Annotated in this window: 16 protein-coding genes and 1 riboswitch; of the genes, 10 read left to right on the forward strand and 6 right to left on the reverse strand. The window is 61.0% G+C overall.

The window, feature by feature from the left end:
• Positions 1–87: 87 nt before the first annotated feature.
• Positions 88–1,068, reverse strand: coding sequence for a GTP 3',8-cyclase MoaA (gene moaA / locus GEOBRER4_RS14040; RefSeq protein WP_185242838.1), 981 nt, complete (start codon positions 1,066–1,068; stop codon positions 88–90).
• A gap of 554 nt (positions 1,069–1,622) precedes the next feature.
• Here moaA and GEOBRER4_RS14045 point away from each other — a divergent pair.
• The 6 genes from GEOBRER4_RS14045 (at position 1,623) to moaC (ending at position 7,672) form a co-directional block, all read left to right on the forward strand.
• Positions 1,623–2,786, forward strand: coding sequence for an iron-containing alcohol dehydrogenase (locus GEOBRER4_RS14045; RefSeq protein ID WP_185242839.1), 1,164 nt, complete (start codon positions 1,623–1,625; stop codon positions 2,784–2,786).
• Between the two features lie 45 nt (positions 2,787–2,831).
• Positions 2,832–2,953: riboswitch (molybdenum cofactor riboswitch) on the forward strand.
• Positions 2,954–2,983: 30 nt separating this feature from the next.
• Positions 2,984–4,714 (forward strand): aldehyde ferredoxin oxidoreductase family protein, encoded by a 1,731-nt coding sequence (locus GEOBRER4_RS14050; RefSeq protein WP_185242840.1) that lies wholly within the window; start codon positions 2,984–2,986, stop codon positions 4,712–4,714.
• A gap of 76 nt (positions 4,715–4,790) precedes the next feature.
• Positions 4,791–5,015, forward strand: a complete 225-nt coding sequence (locus tag GEOBRER4_RS14055) for a MoaD/ThiS family protein (RefSeq protein ID WP_185242841.1) — start codon at positions 4,791–4,793, stop codon at positions 5,013–5,015.
• 1 nt (position 5,016) lies between these two features.
• The gene (locus GEOBRER4_RS14060) at positions 5,017–5,871 is read left to right on the forward strand and encodes a HesA/MoeB/ThiF family protein (protein ID WP_185242842.1); all 855 of its coding nucleotides are present in this window, start codon (positions 5,017–5,019) and stop codon (positions 5,869–5,871) included.
• Positions 5,872–5,948: 77 nt separating this feature from the next.
• The gene (locus GEOBRER4_RS14065) at positions 5,949–7,172 is read left to right on the forward strand and encodes a molybdopterin molybdotransferase MoeA (protein WP_185242843.1); all 1,224 of its coding nucleotides are present in this window, start codon (positions 5,949–5,951) and stop codon (positions 7,170–7,172) included.
• A gap of 23 nt (positions 7,173–7,195) precedes the next feature.
• Positions 7,196–7,672 carry a cyclic pyranopterin monophosphate synthase MoaC gene (moaC, locus tag GEOBRER4_RS14070; protein ID WP_185242844.1) on the forward strand — a complete coding sequence of 159 codons (477 nt, stop codon included), beginning with the start codon at positions 7,196–7,198 and terminating at the stop codon, positions 7,670–7,672.
• A gap of 367 nt (positions 7,673–8,039) precedes the next feature.
• Here moaC and ahcY read toward each other — a convergent pair whose 3' ends face one another.
• From ahcY to GEOBRER4_RS14085, 3 genes are all read right to left on the reverse strand, one after another.
• Positions 8,040–9,437 (reverse strand): adenosylhomocysteinase, encoded by a 1,398-nt coding sequence (gene ahcY, locus GEOBRER4_RS14075; RefSeq protein WP_185242845.1) that lies wholly within the window; start codon positions 9,435–9,437, stop codon positions 8,040–8,042.
• A 158-nt stretch (positions 9,438–9,595) separates the two neighbouring features.
• On the reverse strand, positions 9,596–10,525 hold the full coding sequence (locus GEOBRER4_RS14080; protein WP_185242846.1) for an ArsR/SmtB family transcription factor: 930 nt from the start codon (positions 10,523–10,525) through the stop codon (positions 9,596–9,598).
• Positions 10,526–10,755: 230 nt separating this feature from the next.
• Positions 10,756–11,847 carry an NAD(P)H-dependent flavin oxidoreductase gene (locus GEOBRER4_RS14085; RefSeq protein ID WP_185242847.1) on the reverse strand — a complete coding sequence of 364 codons (1,092 nt, stop codon included), beginning with the start codon at positions 11,845–11,847 and terminating at the stop codon, positions 10,756–10,758.
• A gap of 144 nt (positions 11,848–11,991) precedes the next feature.
• On the opposite strand from GEOBRER4_RS14085, the gene GEOBRER4_RS14090 reads away from it, so the two are divergent.
• Positions 11,992–12,948 (forward strand): sensor histidine kinase, encoded by a 957-nt coding sequence (locus GEOBRER4_RS14090; protein ID WP_185242848.1) that lies wholly within the window; start codon positions 11,992–11,994, stop codon positions 12,946–12,948.
• Between the two features lie 4 nt (positions 12,949–12,952).
• Positions 12,953–13,657 carry a response regulator transcription factor gene (locus tag GEOBRER4_RS14095; protein WP_185242849.1) on the forward strand — a complete coding sequence of 235 codons (705 nt, stop codon included), beginning with the start codon at positions 12,953–12,955 and terminating at the stop codon, positions 13,655–13,657.
• Positions 13,658–13,823: 166 nt separating this feature from the next.
• Here GEOBRER4_RS14095 and metK read toward each other — a convergent pair whose 3' ends face one another.
• The gene (gene metK, locus GEOBRER4_RS14100) at positions 13,824–14,993 is read right to left on the reverse strand and encodes a methionine adenosyltransferase (RefSeq protein WP_085812058.1); all 1,170 of its coding nucleotides are present in this window, start codon (positions 14,991–14,993) and stop codon (positions 13,824–13,826) included.
• Between the two features lie 297 nt (positions 14,994–15,290).
• Between metK and GEOBRER4_RS14105 the strand changes: the two genes are divergently transcribed.
• Positions 15,291–15,797, forward strand: coding sequence for a hypothetical protein (locus GEOBRER4_RS14105; protein WP_185242850.1), 507 nt, complete (start codon positions 15,291–15,293; stop codon positions 15,795–15,797).
• A 63-nt stretch (positions 15,798–15,860) separates the two neighbouring features.
• On the opposite strand, the gene GEOBRER4_RS14110 is transcribed toward GEOBRER4_RS14105, so the two are convergent.
• Positions 15,861–16,379, reverse strand: coding sequence for a peptidylprolyl isomerase (locus GEOBRER4_RS14110; protein WP_185242851.1), 519 nt, complete (start codon positions 16,377–16,379; stop codon positions 15,861–15,863).
• A gap of 194 nt (positions 16,380–16,573) precedes the next feature.
• On the opposite strand from GEOBRER4_RS14110, the gene GEOBRER4_RS14115 reads away from it, so the two are divergent.
• The gene (locus GEOBRER4_RS14115; RefSeq protein ID WP_185242852.1) at positions 16,574–17,206 is read left to right on the forward strand and encodes a peroxiredoxin; all 633 of its coding nucleotides are present in this window, start codon (positions 16,574–16,576) and stop codon (positions 17,204–17,206) included.
• Positions 17,207–17,264 lie beyond the last annotated feature (58 nt).

A 17,264-nucleotide genomic window follows, 5' to 3' on the forward strand; every position in this document is an offset into this window, starting at 1 on the left:
CTTTCCTCCCTGCTCCCGATGCTGGTCCCAGTTCCGATCCTTCTGGTGCTGTTGCCAGCCCCCAGTCCCCAGCCCCTAGCCCCTGCTTCACCCGCCGATGCGGGACATGTTGACCGTTATCTTCTCCGCCTCGGGCTCGGCTATGTGATGCCGTCCCGGCTTGTGGGTCACGATGCGCCGGATCTCTTCCTGGAGCCGGTATGGGTCGAGGCTCTGCAAAAGCGGTTTCAAGTCCACCCCCTGGTCGGAGAAGAGGCAGCCGCGCATCCTGCCGGCGGCGGTGACCCTGATCCTGTTGCAGCTCTCGCAGAAGTGGCCGGAAACCGGGGTGATGATGCCGATGGCTCCGGCCGCCCCCTCAATCTTGAAGTTGCGGGCCGGGCCCGCCATCTCCGCGCCGACCATGGGGAGCAGCGGGTAGCGCTCCGCGATCCGCGCGAGGATCTCGCTCCCGGGCATGCTCTGCGCGTTCCATCCCTCGTCCAGCAGGGTCGGCATGTACTCTATGAAGCGCACCGTGTACGGCTTGGTGACGCTGAGGGCGGCGAAGTCCAGGATCTCGGCGTCGTTCACCCCGCGCATCACCACCATGTTTATCTTCAGGTTGCTGAAACCCGTCCGCTCCGCTGCCTCGATACCCGAGAGCACCCGCTTCAGGTCGGCGCCGCGGGTGATGCGGGCGAAGACTTCGGGCTTGAGCGAATCGAGGCTGATGTTGAGCCGCGCCACCCCGGCGCGCTTGAGCGGCAGCGCCATCTCCTCCAGTTGCAGCCCGTTGGTGGTCAGCACCAGCTCCTTCAAGCCGGGCACCCGCGCCAGGCGCTCCAGGAAGGGCACGATCCCCTTTCTCACCAGCGGCTCCCCGCCGGTCACCCTGATCTTCTCTATGCCCTGCGCTATGCAGGCGCCCGCCACGCGATAGAGCTCCTCGTAGCTCAGCATCTCTTTATGCTCAAGCTTCTCCACGCCCTGCGCCGGCATGCAGTAGCTGCAGCGCATGTTGCAGCGGTCCGTGACCGAGAGTCTCAAGTAGTTTATGCGCCTGCCATAGGTATCGATCAGTGCCATGCCGCCACTCCCATTTCTTAATCTCCCCCCTTTGCGAAGGGAGGTTGGGGGGGATTTTTTTTGAATAAAGGGATCCGCCTCGTGAACTGCCTGTTTGTATACAAAGGCAATATCGGTACCAACTGCTGCAAAACGTCACACAAAAAAGCGAAAGGAAGGAGAGAGGGGGGACTAACATAGTGAATACATGAGGAACAAGCATTTTTGAAGCTGCTGCGGGGGAGCTTTCGAGGCGGTGATGAGATGATGTATCACTGACCAAAACAACCGTGCCACAACGGAGCAATCGCTCCATAATGGAACACGACATCTGTTACTTTTCAGAGCGAGCCGGAAAACCGGGGGTAGAAGTGGTGTAAACATGGTGCGGGTTAAGTATACGGTATCTGGCAAAAAAATAACAGATGCCGAAAAAAATGCGGCTCTGGCAAATTCTGGTATGGGGTTTGCGATAACCTAGAAAACCGTTTTAGGACAGTGTATGCAACATGGACCTACTCAATGGTTAAACAACCGGGCTTGAAATCCGGACACAACAACAGGGGGAAAGACAAATGGCATTAGGAGAGCAGACGTACGGTTTCTACATTCCGACAGTATCACTGATGGGTATTGGTTCCGCTAAAGAGACCGGTGGCCAGATCAAGGCGCTGGGCGCATCCAAGGCGCTGATCGTTACCGACAAGGGCCTCTCGGCCATGGGCGTTGCCGACAAGATCAAGTCCCAGGTTGAAGAAGCTGGTGTTTCCGCAGTCATCTTCGACGGCGCAGAGCCCAACCCGACCGACCTCAACGTGCATGACGGCGTCAAGGTGTACCAGGACAACGGCTGCGACGCGATCATCTCCCTGGGCGGCGGTTCCTCCCACGACTGCGCCAAGGGCATCGGCATGGTCATCGGCAACGGCGGCCACATCCGCGACCTCGAAGGCGTGAACAAAACCACCAAGCCCATGCCGGCATTCGTGGCAATCAACACCACCGCAGGCACCGCGTCCGAAATGACCCGTTTCTGCATCATCACCAACACCGACACCCACGTTAAGATGGCGATCGTCGACTGGCGCTGCACCCCGAACGTCGCGATCAACGACCCGCTGCTCATGGTCGGCAAGCCGGCAGCACTGACCGCGGCAACCGGCATGGACGCACTGACCCACGCCGTCGAGGCGTACGTGTCCACCATCGCCACCCCGATCACCGACGCTTGCGCCATCAAGGCAATCGAGCTGATCGCTGAGTACCTCTCCAAGGCAGTCGCCAACGGCGAAGACCTCGAGGCGCGCGACAAGATGGCTTACGCCGAGTACCTGGCAGGCATGGCGTTCAACAACGCATCGCTTGGCTACGTTCACTCCATGGCTCACCAGCTGGGCGGCTTCTACAACCTGCCGCACGGCGTCTGCAACGCGATCCTGCTCCCGGCCGTCAGCCAGTACAACCTGATCGCCTGCCCGAAGCGTTTCGCTGACATCGCGAAGGCACTCGGCGAGAACGTCGACGGCCTCTCCGTGACCGAAGCAGGCCAGAAGGCAATCGACAGGATCCGCACCCTCTCCGCTTCCATCGGCATCCCAACCGGCCTCAAGGCCCTCAACGTCAAGGAAGAGGACCTGACCATCATGGCTGAGAACGCGAAGAAAGACGCCTGCCAGTTCACCAACCCGCGCAAGGCAACCCTCGAGCAGGTTGTCCAGATCTTCAAGGACGCAATGTAAGAGACAGCAGCATCGCAGCAAACCTCCCCTCCCCTTCACCGGGGAGGGGTCATTATCCTCCGAGCCATGCGCAGCCTAAAAGGGATCACCCTCACGGAGCCAGGCCAACGGGTTTCGCTGGAAACGGCGGAGCCTCCCTCTTGGAAAGGAGCGCCGGCACCGATGCCGGAAACTAATTAATAGGGAGCTTGAAAAGCATGGATAAGATATTTCGCGTCAACATGACCGACCTCACCACCAAGATCGAAGAAGTTCCGGCAGCCTGGGCAGGCCTTGGCGGCCGCGCGCTTACCTCCACCATCGTGGCCGCTGAAGTGCCGCCGACCTGCCATGCGCTTTCCGCGCAGAACGTTCTTTGCTTCGCGCCGGGCCTTCTGACCGGCACCGCTGCAGCTAACTCCGGCCGCCTCTCCGCAGGCGCCAAGAGCCCCCTTACCGGCGGCATCAAGGAGTCCAACGCCGGCGGCACCGCGGCACAGATGTTGGCTAAACTCGGCATCAAGGCCCTCATCATCGAAGGCGCGCCGAAATCCGGCACCTGGTACAACCTCGCCGTGGGGATCAACGGCGTCACCATCAACGAGGAGAAAGAACTTCTCGGCGCCGGCAACTTCGCCGTCATCGATGCAGTTGAGCAGCGCCTGGGCAAGAAGACCGGCGTCCTCACCATCGGCATCGCCGGCGAGCTTAAGATGACCGCGGCTAACATCTCCGTGAAGGACCCGGACAGCAAGATCCGCAGCCACGGCCGTGGCGGCCTGGGCGCAGTCATGGGCTCCAAGCAGATCAAATTCATCTCCATCGACGGTGAGGGCGCGAAACCCGTGACCATCGCCGATCCGGAGAAATTCAAGACCGCGGCAAGGGCCTTCTCCAAGGCGCTTCTCGACCACCCGGTTTCCGGCGAAGGCCTGCCGACCTACGGCACCAACGTCCTCGTCAACATCCTGAACGAAGCAGGCGGCCTGCCGACCAGGAACTTCACCGTCGGCCAGTTCGAAGGGCACGACAAGATTTCCGGCGAGACCATGCACGACACCATCGCGGCACGCGGCGGTAAGGTGAAGCACGGCTGCCACGCAGGGTGCATCATCCAGTGCTCCCAGGTCTACAACGACAAGGACGGCAAGTACGTCACCTCCGGTTTCGAGTACGAGACCATCTGGGGCCTTGGTGCCGACTGCTGCATCGACAACCTGGACGACATCGCCCGTGCCGACAACCTGATGGACGACATCGGGATCGACTCCATCGAGACCGCCGTCATGTTCGGCGTCGCCATGGAAGCCGGCATCCTCAACTGGGGCGACTCCAAGGAAATGCTGCGCCTTCTGACCGAAGAGATCGGCAAAGGGACCGCCCTGGGCCGCATCCTGGGTGGCGGCGCCGGCTCCGTCGGCCGCACCTACGGCGTCACCCGCGTACCGGTCGTGAAGAACCAGGGAATCCCGGCCTACGACCCGCGCTCCGTCAAGGGTATCGGCGTCACCTACGCGACCAGCACCATGGGCGCCGACCACACCTCCGGCTACACCATCGCCACCAACATCCTGAACGTCGGCGGCTACGTCGATCCGCTCAAGAAGGACGGCCAGGTCGAGCTTTCCCGCAACCTGCAGATCGCGACCGCTGCGGTCGACTCCACCGGCATGTGCATCTTCGTGGCCTTCCCGGCCCTGGACATCCCGGAGTGCCTCCCGGCCCTGATCGACATGATCAACGCCCGCTTCGACATCGCCCTTACCGGCGACGACGTCACCAACCTGGGCAAGCATGTCCTGAAGCTCGAGCGCAAGTTCAACCAGGAAGCGGGGCTCACCAACGTGCACGACCGCCTGCCGGACTTCTTCAAAACCGAGCCGGTGGCGCCGCACAACGCGGTATGGGACTTCACCGACGCGGAACTCGACGAGTTCTGGAACTTCTAAAAAACGCGCCACTCCCCGGCGTGACGCAAGTCACGCCGGGCTTTTTCGTTTCTACCCACGAATTCGCAGGTGCCACATGAGAATCACGCTCAAGCTTTTCGCGACATTTAGAAACGGCAGGTTCAAGGTGGCCGAGCAGGAACTCCCGGATGGGACCGAGGTGCGGGCCGTGGTGCTGAGCCTTGGGCTTACCGAAGAGGAGATCGGTATCGTCATGCTGAACGGCAGGCACGGGGAACTCGACTCCAAGCTCGCCGACCAGGACACCCTGTCCCTGTTCCCGCTGGTAGGAGGAGGCTGAAATGCTGAAAGCACTTACCTTTCTCAAGGATTCCGCCCAAGCGGGTATGCTCTCCTGGAACGCGCAGAGCCAAGCCGCGGCCCAGTTCGGGTTGAGGTACCACGAAGTCGAAGCACTGGCCCTGGAAAACGGGATCTTCCCCGCGCGCTACCAGCGCAACCGGAACATGATCTCGATCGAGGAGCAGTTGAAGCTGTTCCGCAGCCGCGTGGCAGTGATCGGCTGCGGGGGGCTCGGCGGGTACGTCATCGAGGAGCTGGCGCGCATAGGCGTCGGCCACATCGTTGCCATAGACCCCGACGTCTTCGAGGAGCACAACCTGAACCGCCAGATCCTCTCCACGCCGGCGACGCTTGGCAAGGCCAAGGTCGATGCCGCCGTAGACCGTGTGGCGGAGATCAACCCCGCCGTCACCGTTACCCCCGTTCAAGATTATTTCTGCCTCGCCAACGGGTTCGAACAGCTCGCCGGCTCGCTGGTGGCGATCGACGCCCTGGACAGCATATCGTACCGGCTGGAGCTGGCCGAGTTTTGCACCTTGGCGGGGATACCGATGGTCCACGGCGCCATCGGCGGCTGGTATGGCCACGTGGCAACGCAGCTCCCCGGCGACACCACCGTGCAGAGCATCTACCGCCACTGGGTGGCGGGAAAAGGGATCGAGCAGCAACTGGGAAACCCCGCATTCACCCCGGCCGTAGTGGCAAGCCTGGAGGTGGCTGAGGCATGCAAGATCCTCCTCGGCAAGGGAGAGCTTTTGCGCGACCGCAAGCTGAGCATCGACCTTCTCGAGATGGAGTTCCACGAGATCTCATACCCCAAGGTGCCTTCCGTCGAATTGGTCGTCGCTGCATAATGGTGTACTGCGTAGGGCGGGCGTTCTAGCCGCGGTTGCAAGGCGCCGAGTCCATCGTAGAAACTGCGAGGTGTAACATGCCAAGCTTTGAAGAAGCACGCGATATCATACTGGCCAACGTGCACCAGTTGGGAGAGGAGATGGTTCCCCTCCTGGAGGCCGTGGGCCGGGTGGTGAGACGGGACGTAATCGCCCCCTGGGACCTGCCCCAGTTCGACAACTCTGCCATGGACGGCTTCGCCGTGCGCGCGGCCGATTGCAGCCAGGTTCCAGCGGAGCTTTGCGTCACCGGTTTCCTGCCGGCAGGCGCTGACGGGCCGGCCGCTGCGGAGCCTGGGTGCGCAGTGCGGATCATGACCGGCGCCCCCATTCCCCCGGGATGCAACGCCGTCGTCCCTATCGAGGAAACCGAAGAAAACGGCGACCAGGTGGTGATCCGGCAGAAAGTGCAGCCGCGGCAGCATGTCCGGCACCAAGGCTCTGACGTCGCGGCTGGAGCACCCATCATCGAGGCAGGAACCACGGTGCGCCCGGCAGAGATCGGCATGCTGGCGGCCATGGGACAGGCTCTGGTCCCGGTGTACCGCAAGGCCCGCGTGGCGATCCTTTCCACCGGCGACGAGCTTGTTGAACTAGGCGAGCCCCCTGCCCCCGGGCGGGTGATCAACACCAACGCCCTCTCGCTTGCCGCTGCCGTGCGCGAGGCGGGAGCCGAGCCGGTGCTTCTCGGCATCGCCAAAGACGACATCGAAAGCCATCGGGAGAAGATAGAGCAGGGATTTTTGTGCGACGCCCTGATCACCTCCGCCGGGGTATCGGCTGGAGACCGTGACCTGGTACGGGAAGTTCTGGCGGAGCTGGGGGCGCAGGAGCAGTTCTGGAAGGTCGCCATGAAGCCGGGCGGCCCGACCGCGTTCGCCCTGAAGGACGGAAGGCCCGTCTTCTCGCTCCCGGGCAACCCCGTCTCCACCATGGTCACCTTCGAGCTCCTGGTAAAACCGGCGCTCTTGAAGATGATGGGGTACCGGAAAGTGGTGCGCCCCTTCGTGAAGGGGATCCTCGCGGAGGATGCACACAAGAAGCAAGGGAAGACCCACTTTATCCGGGTCACCGTCAAGAAAAGGCATGGGCGCTACGTCGCCTACTGCGCCGGGGACCAGCACACCGCGATACTGAGCACCATGACCAGGTGCGACGCGCTCGCCGCCCTCCCCTCCGGGGCCACCTTCGTCGCGGCGGGAAGCGAGGTCGACCTGGTCCTCCTGAGGGACGTGGAACTGGTGCCGGAAACGACTTCTTAGCCGCAGGCATAAAAGGAGAAACCATGTTCAACCACTTCGACGAGCAGGGGCAGGCCATCATGGTAGACGTGAGCGGAAAGCAGTGCACGCTGAGGACCGCGACCGCCCAGGCCCGGGTACTGCTGAAACCGGCGACCTTGGCCGCCATCCTGGAAGGATCGGTCGCCAAGGGGGACGTCCTGGGCGTGGCCCGGCTGGCCGGCATCGCCGCCGCCAAGAAGACCCCCGACCTGATTCCCCTCTCCCACCCCTTGGCAATCCACCACGCCGCCGTTGAGTTCCGGCCCGACCCGGTCACCGGCGAGCTGATGATAGAGGCGACGGTGCGGGCGTTCGAGCGGACCGGCGTCGAGATGGAAGCGATGACCGCCGCCTCGGTCGCGGCGCTCACCGTGTACGACATGTGCAAGGGGAGCGACAAGTCGATAGCGATAGCAGAGGTGGTGCTGATGTTCAAGGAAGGGGGCAAAAGCGGTACCTACCGCCGCGGCGAGCCGTAACCGGCGTGGATTCATGTCTCATTTGCTATATACCTTTTACTGAATATGCGATATAGTGCCTGCATCTCAGGAGGTGAACCCGACATGAACGAACTATTGATGCTGGTCGGCTTCTTTATTTTCTGGGTAGTGCTGCAGCGCTACATCCTCCCCAAGCTTGGGGTCCAGACTTGAATGTCGCCATCGTGCGCCCCCGGGGACCGGGGGGAGAAAGAGAAGAAAGAGCAGTAAAAAAATGAGAAAGGGCGCCGGTTGAAACCAGGCGCCCTTTCCTTTTTCGTGATGATGCTTGATCTGCTGCTACATACGGCCACAATCCCCTCTCCTCCAGGGAGAGGGTTAGTGTGAGGGGACCTGTCGCCGCTTCTTAGTACCTGTAGTGCTCCGACTTGTACGGGCCTTCCTTCTTCACTCCGATGTAGTCTGCCTGCGCGTCGGTGAGCTCGGTCAGCATGGCGCCCAAGGTCTTCAGCTGCAGGCGCGCCACCTTCTCGTCCAGTTCCTTCGGAAGGGTGTAGACGCCGACCGGGTACTTGCCGGGGTTGCAGAAGATCTCCATCTGCGCCAGGGTCTGGTTGGCGAACGAGGAGGACATGACGTAGGAGGGGTGACCGGTGGCACAGCCAAGGTTCACCAGGCGACCTTCCGCCAGCAGGATGATGCGCTTGCCGTCCGGGAAGATGACGTGATCCACCTGGGGCTTGATGTTCTCCCACTGGTACTGCTTCAGCTTCGCGACCTCGATCTCGTTGTCGAAGTGGCCGATGTTGCAGACGATGGCATTGTGCTTCATCGCCTTCATGTGGTCATGCGTGATGACGTCGATGTTGCCGGTGGTGGTCACGAAGATGTCGGCCTTGTCGGCGGCCCACTCCATGGTGACAACCTTGTACCCTTCCATAGCCGCCTGAAGCGCGCAGATCGGGTCGACCTCGGTCACCCATACCTGGGCCTGCAGCCCGCGCATTGCCTGGGCGCACCCCTTGCCCACGTCGCCGTAGCCGCAAATGACCGCGACCTTCCCCGCCACCATGACGTCGGTTGCGCGCTTGATGCCGTCCATGAGAGACTCGCGGCAACCGTAGATGTTGTCGAACTTGGACTTGGTCACCGAGTCGTTCACGTTGATGGCGGGGAACTTGAGCTTCCCTTTCTCGTGCATCTGGTAGAGGCGGTGCACGCCGGTGGTGGTCTCTTCGGTGACTCCCTTGATGCAGGCCGCGGTCTTGGAGTACCAGCCGGGTTCGGTCTCCAGGCGCTTCTTGATGGCGGCGAAGAGGAACTGCTCCTCCTCGCAGGTGGGGTTGGCGATGACGGAGGGGTTCTTCTCCGCGTCGCTTCCCAGGTGCAGCAGCAAGGTGGCGTCGCCGCCGTCGTCGAGGATCATGTTGGGGGCGCCGCCGTCGTGCCATTCGAAGATCTTGTGGGTGTAATCCCAGTACTCGGCCAGCGTCTCGCCCTTGTGCGCGAAGACCGGGACGCCTGCAGCCGCAATGGCCGCAGCCGCGTGATCCTGGGTAGAGAAGATGTTACAGGAAGCCCAGCGGACCTCGGCGCCGAGAGCGGTAAGGGTCTCGATCAGCATGGCGGTCTGGATGGTCATGTGCAGCGAACCTGCGATGCGCGCCCCTTTGAGCGGCTGGCTGGCGGCGTACTCCTCACGGATAGCCATGAGACCCGGCATTTCGGTCTCGGCGATGATCATCTCTTTGCGGCCCCACGCCGCGAGCGACATGTCCTTTACCTTGTAATCGTTTTCTTTCATCGATGCTTCTCCTTTTGGTGGTGTAAAAAATCTAAAAGCGGGGCTAGGGGCTAGGGGCTGGGGGCTAAAAGGCATTGGCTGCTCCACCTTCCTCTTAGCCTGCTCCCTAGTCTCTGATTCCTATCCCCTAGCCGCTGATTAGCCTTGATTGCTAGTCCCTAGTCTCTAGCCCCTGCTTTTACCGCCTTTATCAGCAGGACGGCCTCTTGCCCAACCCCGGCGCCTACCCGCTCTATCTCTACCGTGCCGAAACCGGCTCCCGCGATCCAACCCTTCAGTTCATCCTCGTCGAACCCCAGCCACTGGTCCGCCAACTGCTCGCGGGCCCATTCCCGCTCATGGCGCGCCAGGTCTGCCAGCACCAGTGCCCCCCCGGGCTTAAGCACCCGGTGGATCTCGCCCAATACGGTAAGCGGGTCGGCGGCGTGATGCAGCACCATGTTGGCGATCACACATCCCGCCCCGCCGTCGGCCAAGGGAAGATGCGTCATCTCGCCCAACCGCAACTCGGTGTTATGGTTCCCGTCGCTGCTGATGCGCCGGCGCGCCTCTTCAAGCATGGCCGGCGAATGATCCACGCCGATCACCTTCGCTGCCCGCAGGCATAGTTCGGGCAAGAGGGCGCCGGTGCCAACGCCGATCTCGAGCAGCGTATCCACGGGCGGTATCAGCCCCAGCAGGCGGTCCAGGTAGTGCGGAACCGGCAGCAGCGTGCGGGACAGGACATCCCACTGCGCGGCATGCCGATCGAAAAATTCAAGGCTGCGCCTGCGCCTTGCCTCCAGGGCGAGCGCCACCGCAGCAAGATCGTCGTTTCGCTCCGGGAGCTTTTCCAGCTCCCGCTCGAATTCCGGACGGATGGCGCAGAAGAAGGCGTTTTCCTCCCCCGCCCGGTAGTAGCTCCAGGTCCCCTGGCGCTTGACCGACAGGACTCCCGCTTCGGTGAGGATCTTAAGGTGCCGCGAGATGCGCGACTGACCCATGCCGAGGATTTGTGTCAACTCCTGCACCGTGAGTTCGGCGCGCAGAAGCACCCCCACCAGGCGTAGGCGACAAGGGTCAGCCAGTGCTTTTAGTAGATCGATCATATCCATCAACCTTCGCGGTTCTATTAAATCAAGTTTTCTTGATATATCACGAGCGACAGCCGGTAGCAAGGCAAAAGCTGAATTATTTAACTCCAACCTTCGCACCTTAACCCGGGGCGGCGGGAGGGATGTTAACGACAAAAAATCCCCCTGCTGCTCTTTGGCGACAGGGGGATCTTGGCAGTAACGTCTGTTATCGCGGCAGAAATGCCGCTGCTACTCGGTGCGTGTTAGGCGGCTTCCTCGTGGGAGACCACAGCCGTTTCGGCGAAAAGCTCATCGAAAATCTCCTGCACGGTCTCGATTCGATTCGCTTTGTAGGCGTTGGTACCGCAGAAAATCAGGCCGCTGTCGACCTCGCCGCGCTGCGCACGGTCAAGGGACCTAACAATGCAGAAACGCTCGCCGCTTTCCTTGTAGGAACACTTCTTCAGGCAGCCGTGGCTGCAGGAGGAGGCGCGGTCCCGATCGTAGTCGATGATCCCCTGCTGGTTGGTCAGAATGGCGCGCCCGGGAAGGCCCGCCGGGCTCATGATGAGACCGATGTCCTCCTTCTTGCAGTCCAGGTAGGCCTGCTTGAAGGCGTCGTCGGCGTCGCACTCCACGGTGGTGACGAAGCGGCTCGCCATCTGCACCCCGTCCGCCCCTTCGGCCAGGGCATGCAGCACGTCGGCGCGGTCCCAGATCCCGCCGGCGGCGATAATCGGGATGTCGAGGTTGTACTCGGTGCGGAAGAACTCCTTGACGCCGCGCACGGTTTCGTACTGGTCATAATCACCGTTACCGATGTTTTCTATCTTTTCGCCCAGGTGACCGCCGGCGGTGTCGGGGTCCTCAACGACCACGGCGTCCGGGAGGCGGTTGTAGGCCTTGTCCCATTTCTTGGCGATCAGTTGCGCGGCGCGCACCGAGGAGACGATCGGGATCAGCGCCACGTCGGGAGCGTGAGCGGTAAGTCCCGGCAGGGTCAGAGGGAGTCCGGCGCCGCATACCAGCACCTTGGCGCCACCCTCGACGGCTGCGACGACCAGTTCCTCGAAATCGGTGAGGGCGACCATCACGTTGACGCCGATGATGCCGTCGGGTGCGATCTCGTAGGCCTTGCGCAGCTCCTCCTTGAGAGCGAGGGAACTGTTCTTGAGGTAGTTCGAACCGTTGAAAAACTCGCTGTTCAGGACGATGCCGGGTGAAGCGACCAGGCCAACCCCTCCGCACTTGGCTACGTGCCCCGCGAGAGATCCTGCCGAAATGCGCACTCCCATGCCGCCCTGGATGAGCGGGTAGCGTGCCTCGTGTTTTCCTATGCGTAACGGTTTAAACATGTCTTCCCTCCTGATCTGGACCAGCACGTTTACACATTACCAGAGAACGGTGTTTGCTTTTGTAATAGTAATGTAAAACGAAGCCCCTCACCGCCAATGAGATACCCCTTGCAAAAACGGACCTGCGATGCTACAGGTGGGTGCATGAAATCTCAAAGAAAACTCTCCAACCCGTTGATTGCACTGATAGGAATCCAGTTGATCTGGGTGGTCATGGTGATCTCCTGGGTCTACTGGTTCGTGGGCCGCAACAAGGAGTTCCGGCAGCTGGCGTTGCGCTACAAGCCCGAGCTCGTGGCCCAAGGGGTGGAGTGGCTGGTACTGGTCGAAGGACTCTTGATGCTGGTCGCCGTTCTCGTCGGCGTCTACGTCATCTTCCTGTACTGGCGACGCCAGGCGAAGCTCTACCTGCAGCAGCGCAATTACATCTCGCAGCTCACCCACGAGCTCAAGTCGCCGCTCGCCTCGATCCAGCTGCACCTGGAGACGGTGAAACTGAGGGACCTCCCCAAGGAGAAGCTGGACGGCTTCATCGACACCATGCTCTCGGACACGGACCGACTCAACGTGCTCATCAGCAACCTGCTGATGGCGACCAGGATCGAGTTTCGCCAGCTGGGAGAAAAGGCCCAAAAGACTGATTTTTCAGCGTTCGTCACCGAATACCTGGAGGGTAAGCGGGCGGAACTGCCGGAAGGAGGACGCCTCACCCTGGAGGTGGAACCGGGGATCTCGGCGGTCATCGACGTCGAGGGGATGGAGATGGCGCTTCGAAACCTGTTGGAAAATGCCCTGCTCTACTCGCCGGTATCCCCCGAGATACGTGTTTCGCTGCGGCGCAGCGGGAAGCAGTGCCTGCTCGACTTCCAGGACAACGGCAAGGGGCTCAAAAAGAGCGAGCTGAACAAGATCTTCGAGATGTTCTACCGGGTGCGCACCCCCGGGGAAAACATACGCGGGACGGGTCTTGGCCTCTACATCGTGAAGTCGGTGGTGAACGCCCACGGCGGCAAGATCGCCGTCAGCAGCGAGGGACTCGGCAAGGGGTGCACCTTCCACATCGCGCTGCCGCTTTCCGGCGGTCAGCAGCAACGAGGTTAGCGGCATGGCGGGAGAGAAGCCACAAATACTCCTGGTCGAGGACGAGATGCACCTGGCGCGGGGCATCACCTTCAACCTGGAGCAGGAAGGTTACCTGGTAAGCCACGTGGAAAGCGGCGAAGAGGCGCTGGAGAAAGTGAAGGTCGAGAAATTCGACCTCATTATCCTGGACGTCATGCTCCCGGGGATCGGCGGGTTTGAGGTATGCGAGAAAATACGGGCGCTGGACTCCAGGGTGCCGGTGCTGATGCTGACCGCGCGTTCCGCCGAAAGCGACCGCATCTACGGCCTGGCGGCCGGCGCCGACGACTACCTCATCAAGCCCTTCAACCTGAAGGAGTTCCTGCTGAGAGTATCGGGGATGCTGAGGCGCTCGGCCTGGTATCGCCCGGAGCCGGTGGAGGAAGGTTACCGCTTCGGCGACAACGAGGTCTTCCTCCTCTCCTACCGGGCGCGGACCCGGCAGGGGGAGATCGACCTGACCGACCTGGAGGTGCGCATGCTCTCCCTGTTCTTTCACCGGGAGGGGGAGGCGATCCCGCGCGGGGTGATCCTGGAGAACGTCTGGGGCTACTCGACCGACGCCGAGACCAGGACGCTCGACAACTTCATCGTGAGGCTGCGGAAGTATTTCGAGCCTGAGCCATCCCGCCCCATCTTCTTCCAGACCGTGCGCGGGGTAGGCTACCGGTTCAGCAGGAACCCTTAGCGCCAGCAATCCCCACCAAAGGGGGAGCGTCGCCAGCAATCTCCCTCCCCAGGAGGGGGAGGGTCGGGGTGGGGGAAAGACAAAGGAAAGCCGCCGTTATGAGGAAAACGCAAAAGGGCCCTCCGGAAAACCGGAGGGCCCTTTTTGGTTATAGCCGCCGCAGCTGTTACAGTCCGGCTTTTTCCCTGATGATGGCAGCCTTGTCGGTGCGCTCCCAGGTGAACTCGGGGAGTTCGCGGCCGAAATGGCCGTAGGCTGCGGTCTTCCTGTAGATCGGGCGCAGCAGGTCGAGCTGCTCGATGATGGCGCGCGGACGCATGTCGAACACCTCGCGCACGATCTCGGAGATGCGCTTGGACGGGATCTTCCCGGTGCCGTTGCAATCGACCATGACGGAGACCGGGTCGGCGACGCCGATGGCGTAGGCAACCTGGACCTCGCACCTTTCGCAGACGCCCGATGCCACCAGGTTCTTCGCGACGTAACGCCCCATGTACGCGGCGGAACGGTCCACCTTGCTGGGGTCCTTGCCGGAGAACGCGCCGCCGCCGTGAGCGCCGTGCCCGCCGTAGCTGTCCACGATGATCTTGCGGCCGGTGAGGCCGCAGTCGCCCATCGGGCCGCCAATGACGAAACGGCCGGTCGGGTTGATCAGGAACTTGGTGTTGGCGTCCATCAGGTTGGCCGGGATGATCTTCTTCACGACTTCCTCGATGATCCCTTCCTTGATCATCTCGTAGGAGACCTCAGGGGAGTGCTGCGAGGAGATGACCACCGTGTCGACGTGCACCGGCTTGTCGTCGATGTACTGGATGGAAACCTGGGACTTGGAGTCGGGACGCAGGAAATCGAGGACGCCGGTCTTGCGGACGTCGGCAAGACGCGCCACCAGCTTGTGGGCCAAAAGGATCGACATCGGCATCAGCTCGGGAGTCTCGTTGCAGGCGAAACCGAACATGAGGCCCTGGTCCCCTGCTCCTTGCTCCTTGAACATCCCCTCGCCCTCGGTGACACCCTGTGCGATGTCCGGGGACTGCTTATCGATAGAAGTGAGAACGGCACAGGTTTCCCAATCGAAGCCCATTGCCGAGTCGTTGTAGCCTATCTCGCGGATGGTCTCGCGGACGATCTTGGGGTAGTCAATTATGGCGTTGGTAGTGATCTCGCCGGCAATGACCGCCATGCCTGTCGTTACCATCGTTTCGCAGGCTACCCGTGACTTGGGGTCCTGTGTGAGGATGGCATCCAGAATGGCGTCGGATACCTGGTCCGCGACCTTATCCGGATGACCTTCAGAGACAGACTCGGAGGTAAAAATAAAATCCTTCATTTCCATGCAGTAAAAACCCCCCTTACGATATGTGCAGCAGGTAGCCTAAAACTGGGGAATTGTATAGTTGTCAATTCTCTTTGTCAATAATTAAATAGGGCAAATTTCAACCCTTTGGAGCCGAAAGGCAGAGGGAAAAAGTTTATTAATTGATTCAAAGAATTAATAGGATACAATCTGCCGTTATCTAGTCCCTTACCGCATACAGGGCGATTTCAACTGACGCAAATCGACACTACGTGCTCCTGCTGCCAGACTCCTCTTAAAGTTTTGACAGCGGGAGACCAAGGGAGAGGGGGAATGATGAGAGTATTGGTTTTGCTGCTTCTTTGCGCACTCATCGCCGGCTGCGGTTCCTCAGGCTCAACGGGAGGAAACGGCACAGATGGAAACGTCCTTGTGCCACAGCCAACACCCGCCCCGGTCCAGGTTGTGATCAGCACCAGCGGTCCCGCCCCCGACACGGTGCTCTATGCGGCGCAGTTCACGCTGGCCCTTCCCAGGGTGTTGACAGTCCCCGGCACAGCCGGCGAGCTGCTGTCGCCCGGCGTGCTGCAACCGGCGCTTGGCGGCAGTTTCGCCGGAGCAGGCTTGGTAGACGCAGGCGCGCAACCGGGACAAGTGCTGCTGGTCAATATCTCCCGCCACGGCGGATTCACCGTCGGCCCCCTGGCCACGCTGAACTGTACCCTTGCTCCCGGCGCCGGGGTCGCCTCCTCGGAAATCGTCCTCTCCGGCTTTTCCGCGCGGGACTCAAACGGCGCTCCCATCGCCGGCATCGTCCCCCACCTCGCCCTTAAAACGCAATGAGCGGCTGACGGAAAAACCGCCAGCCGCTCACGTTTGCCGCTGCAAGAGAGCCTGCCGCCCTCGCTACTCTTCGATAAGCCTGATGGAGTTGATGAACACCGGCTCGACCGGCACATCCTGGTGCCCCGCCTTATTGCCGGTCTTGACCTCACGAATGGCGTCGACCACGTCCATCCCTTCGATCACCTGGGCGAAAACCGCGTAGCCGAAACGGTCCGGGGTCTTGCCGGCGTGGTCGAGGAACGCGTTGTCCACTACGTTGATGAAGAACTGCGAGGTAGCGCTGTCCACAACCGAGGTCCTGGCCATGGCGAGGGTGCCGCGGACGTTCTTGAGACCGTTGGTGGCTTCGTTCTTGATGGCGAACTTGGTCTTCTTCGGCTGCATGCTCTCGTCCAGACCGCCCCCCTGCACCATGAAGTTCTTGATCACGCGGTGGAAGATGGTGCCGTCGTAGTAGGAGTCCTTGACGTAGGAGAGGAAGTTGCGAACAGAAATGGGTGCCTTGTCCTTGAAGAGTTCGATCTTGACGTTGCCCATCGAGGTCTCCATGAGGACCACGGGATTCTTTTCTTCAGTCATTGCTATTACTCCTTTTTATTTTGATTTATGACCAGTCATTGCAGTTGCAGTCTTCAATACCATACAACCACGGCCGGTGGAAACTTTTTCCTCAAAGTTGACGCGCTGAAGCTTGACGGTAATATGTAGCGACCACGAGTGTAACAGACCGAAACGAAACGGCAGCAGTCAGCCCATTTTAACAGGAGAAATTGATGCGATTAACCAGTTTCATGTTGTTGGCGGCACTAGCTATCTCAATCGTCACGACCCCTTTCCCTTCGGCTGCGGCGGAGCTGCAGACGCAACAGGTGGCCAAGGTGGGAGAACCCGCTCCCGATTTCACGCTGGAAGCCTGGGTAGGGACCGCCCCGGACAAGGAATTCAAGCAGATCAGCCTGAAGGAACTGCGTGGCAAGTGGGTCGTGCTCTTCTTCTATCCCATGGACTTCACCTTCGTTTGCCCCACCGAGATCAAGGGATTCAACGACGCCCTGGCACAGTTCGAGAAGCTGGACGCCGTGGTCTTGGGCGCCTCTACCGACAGCAAGTTCTCGCACCTCGCCTGGGTGAAGCGCGGCGACCTGGGGGCCCTTGGGTATCCGTTGCTCTCGGACATCAAGAAGGAGACCGCACGGAAGTACGGCTGCCTCGATGAAAAGGACGGGGTCGCGCTGCGCGCGCTCTACATCATCGACCCGCAGGGGGTGCTGCAGTACCAGGTGGTGCACAACCTGGATGTCGGGAGGAGCGTGGATGAGACGCTGCGCGTGCTGGAAGCGCTGCAGACCGGCTCGCTCTGCCCGCTGGGGTGGAAACCCGGTCAGAAAACCCTGGGAAAACCTTAAAACCAAAACCGTGGGCAAGGAGACGTAATTGCCCGCGAAGCGCTGCGCCAGGCCTGAC

The organism is Citrifermentans bremense (genome assembly GCF_014218275.1).
GTDB lineage: Bacteria > Desulfobacterota > Desulfuromonadia > Geobacterales > Geobacteraceae > Geomonas > Geomonas pelophila.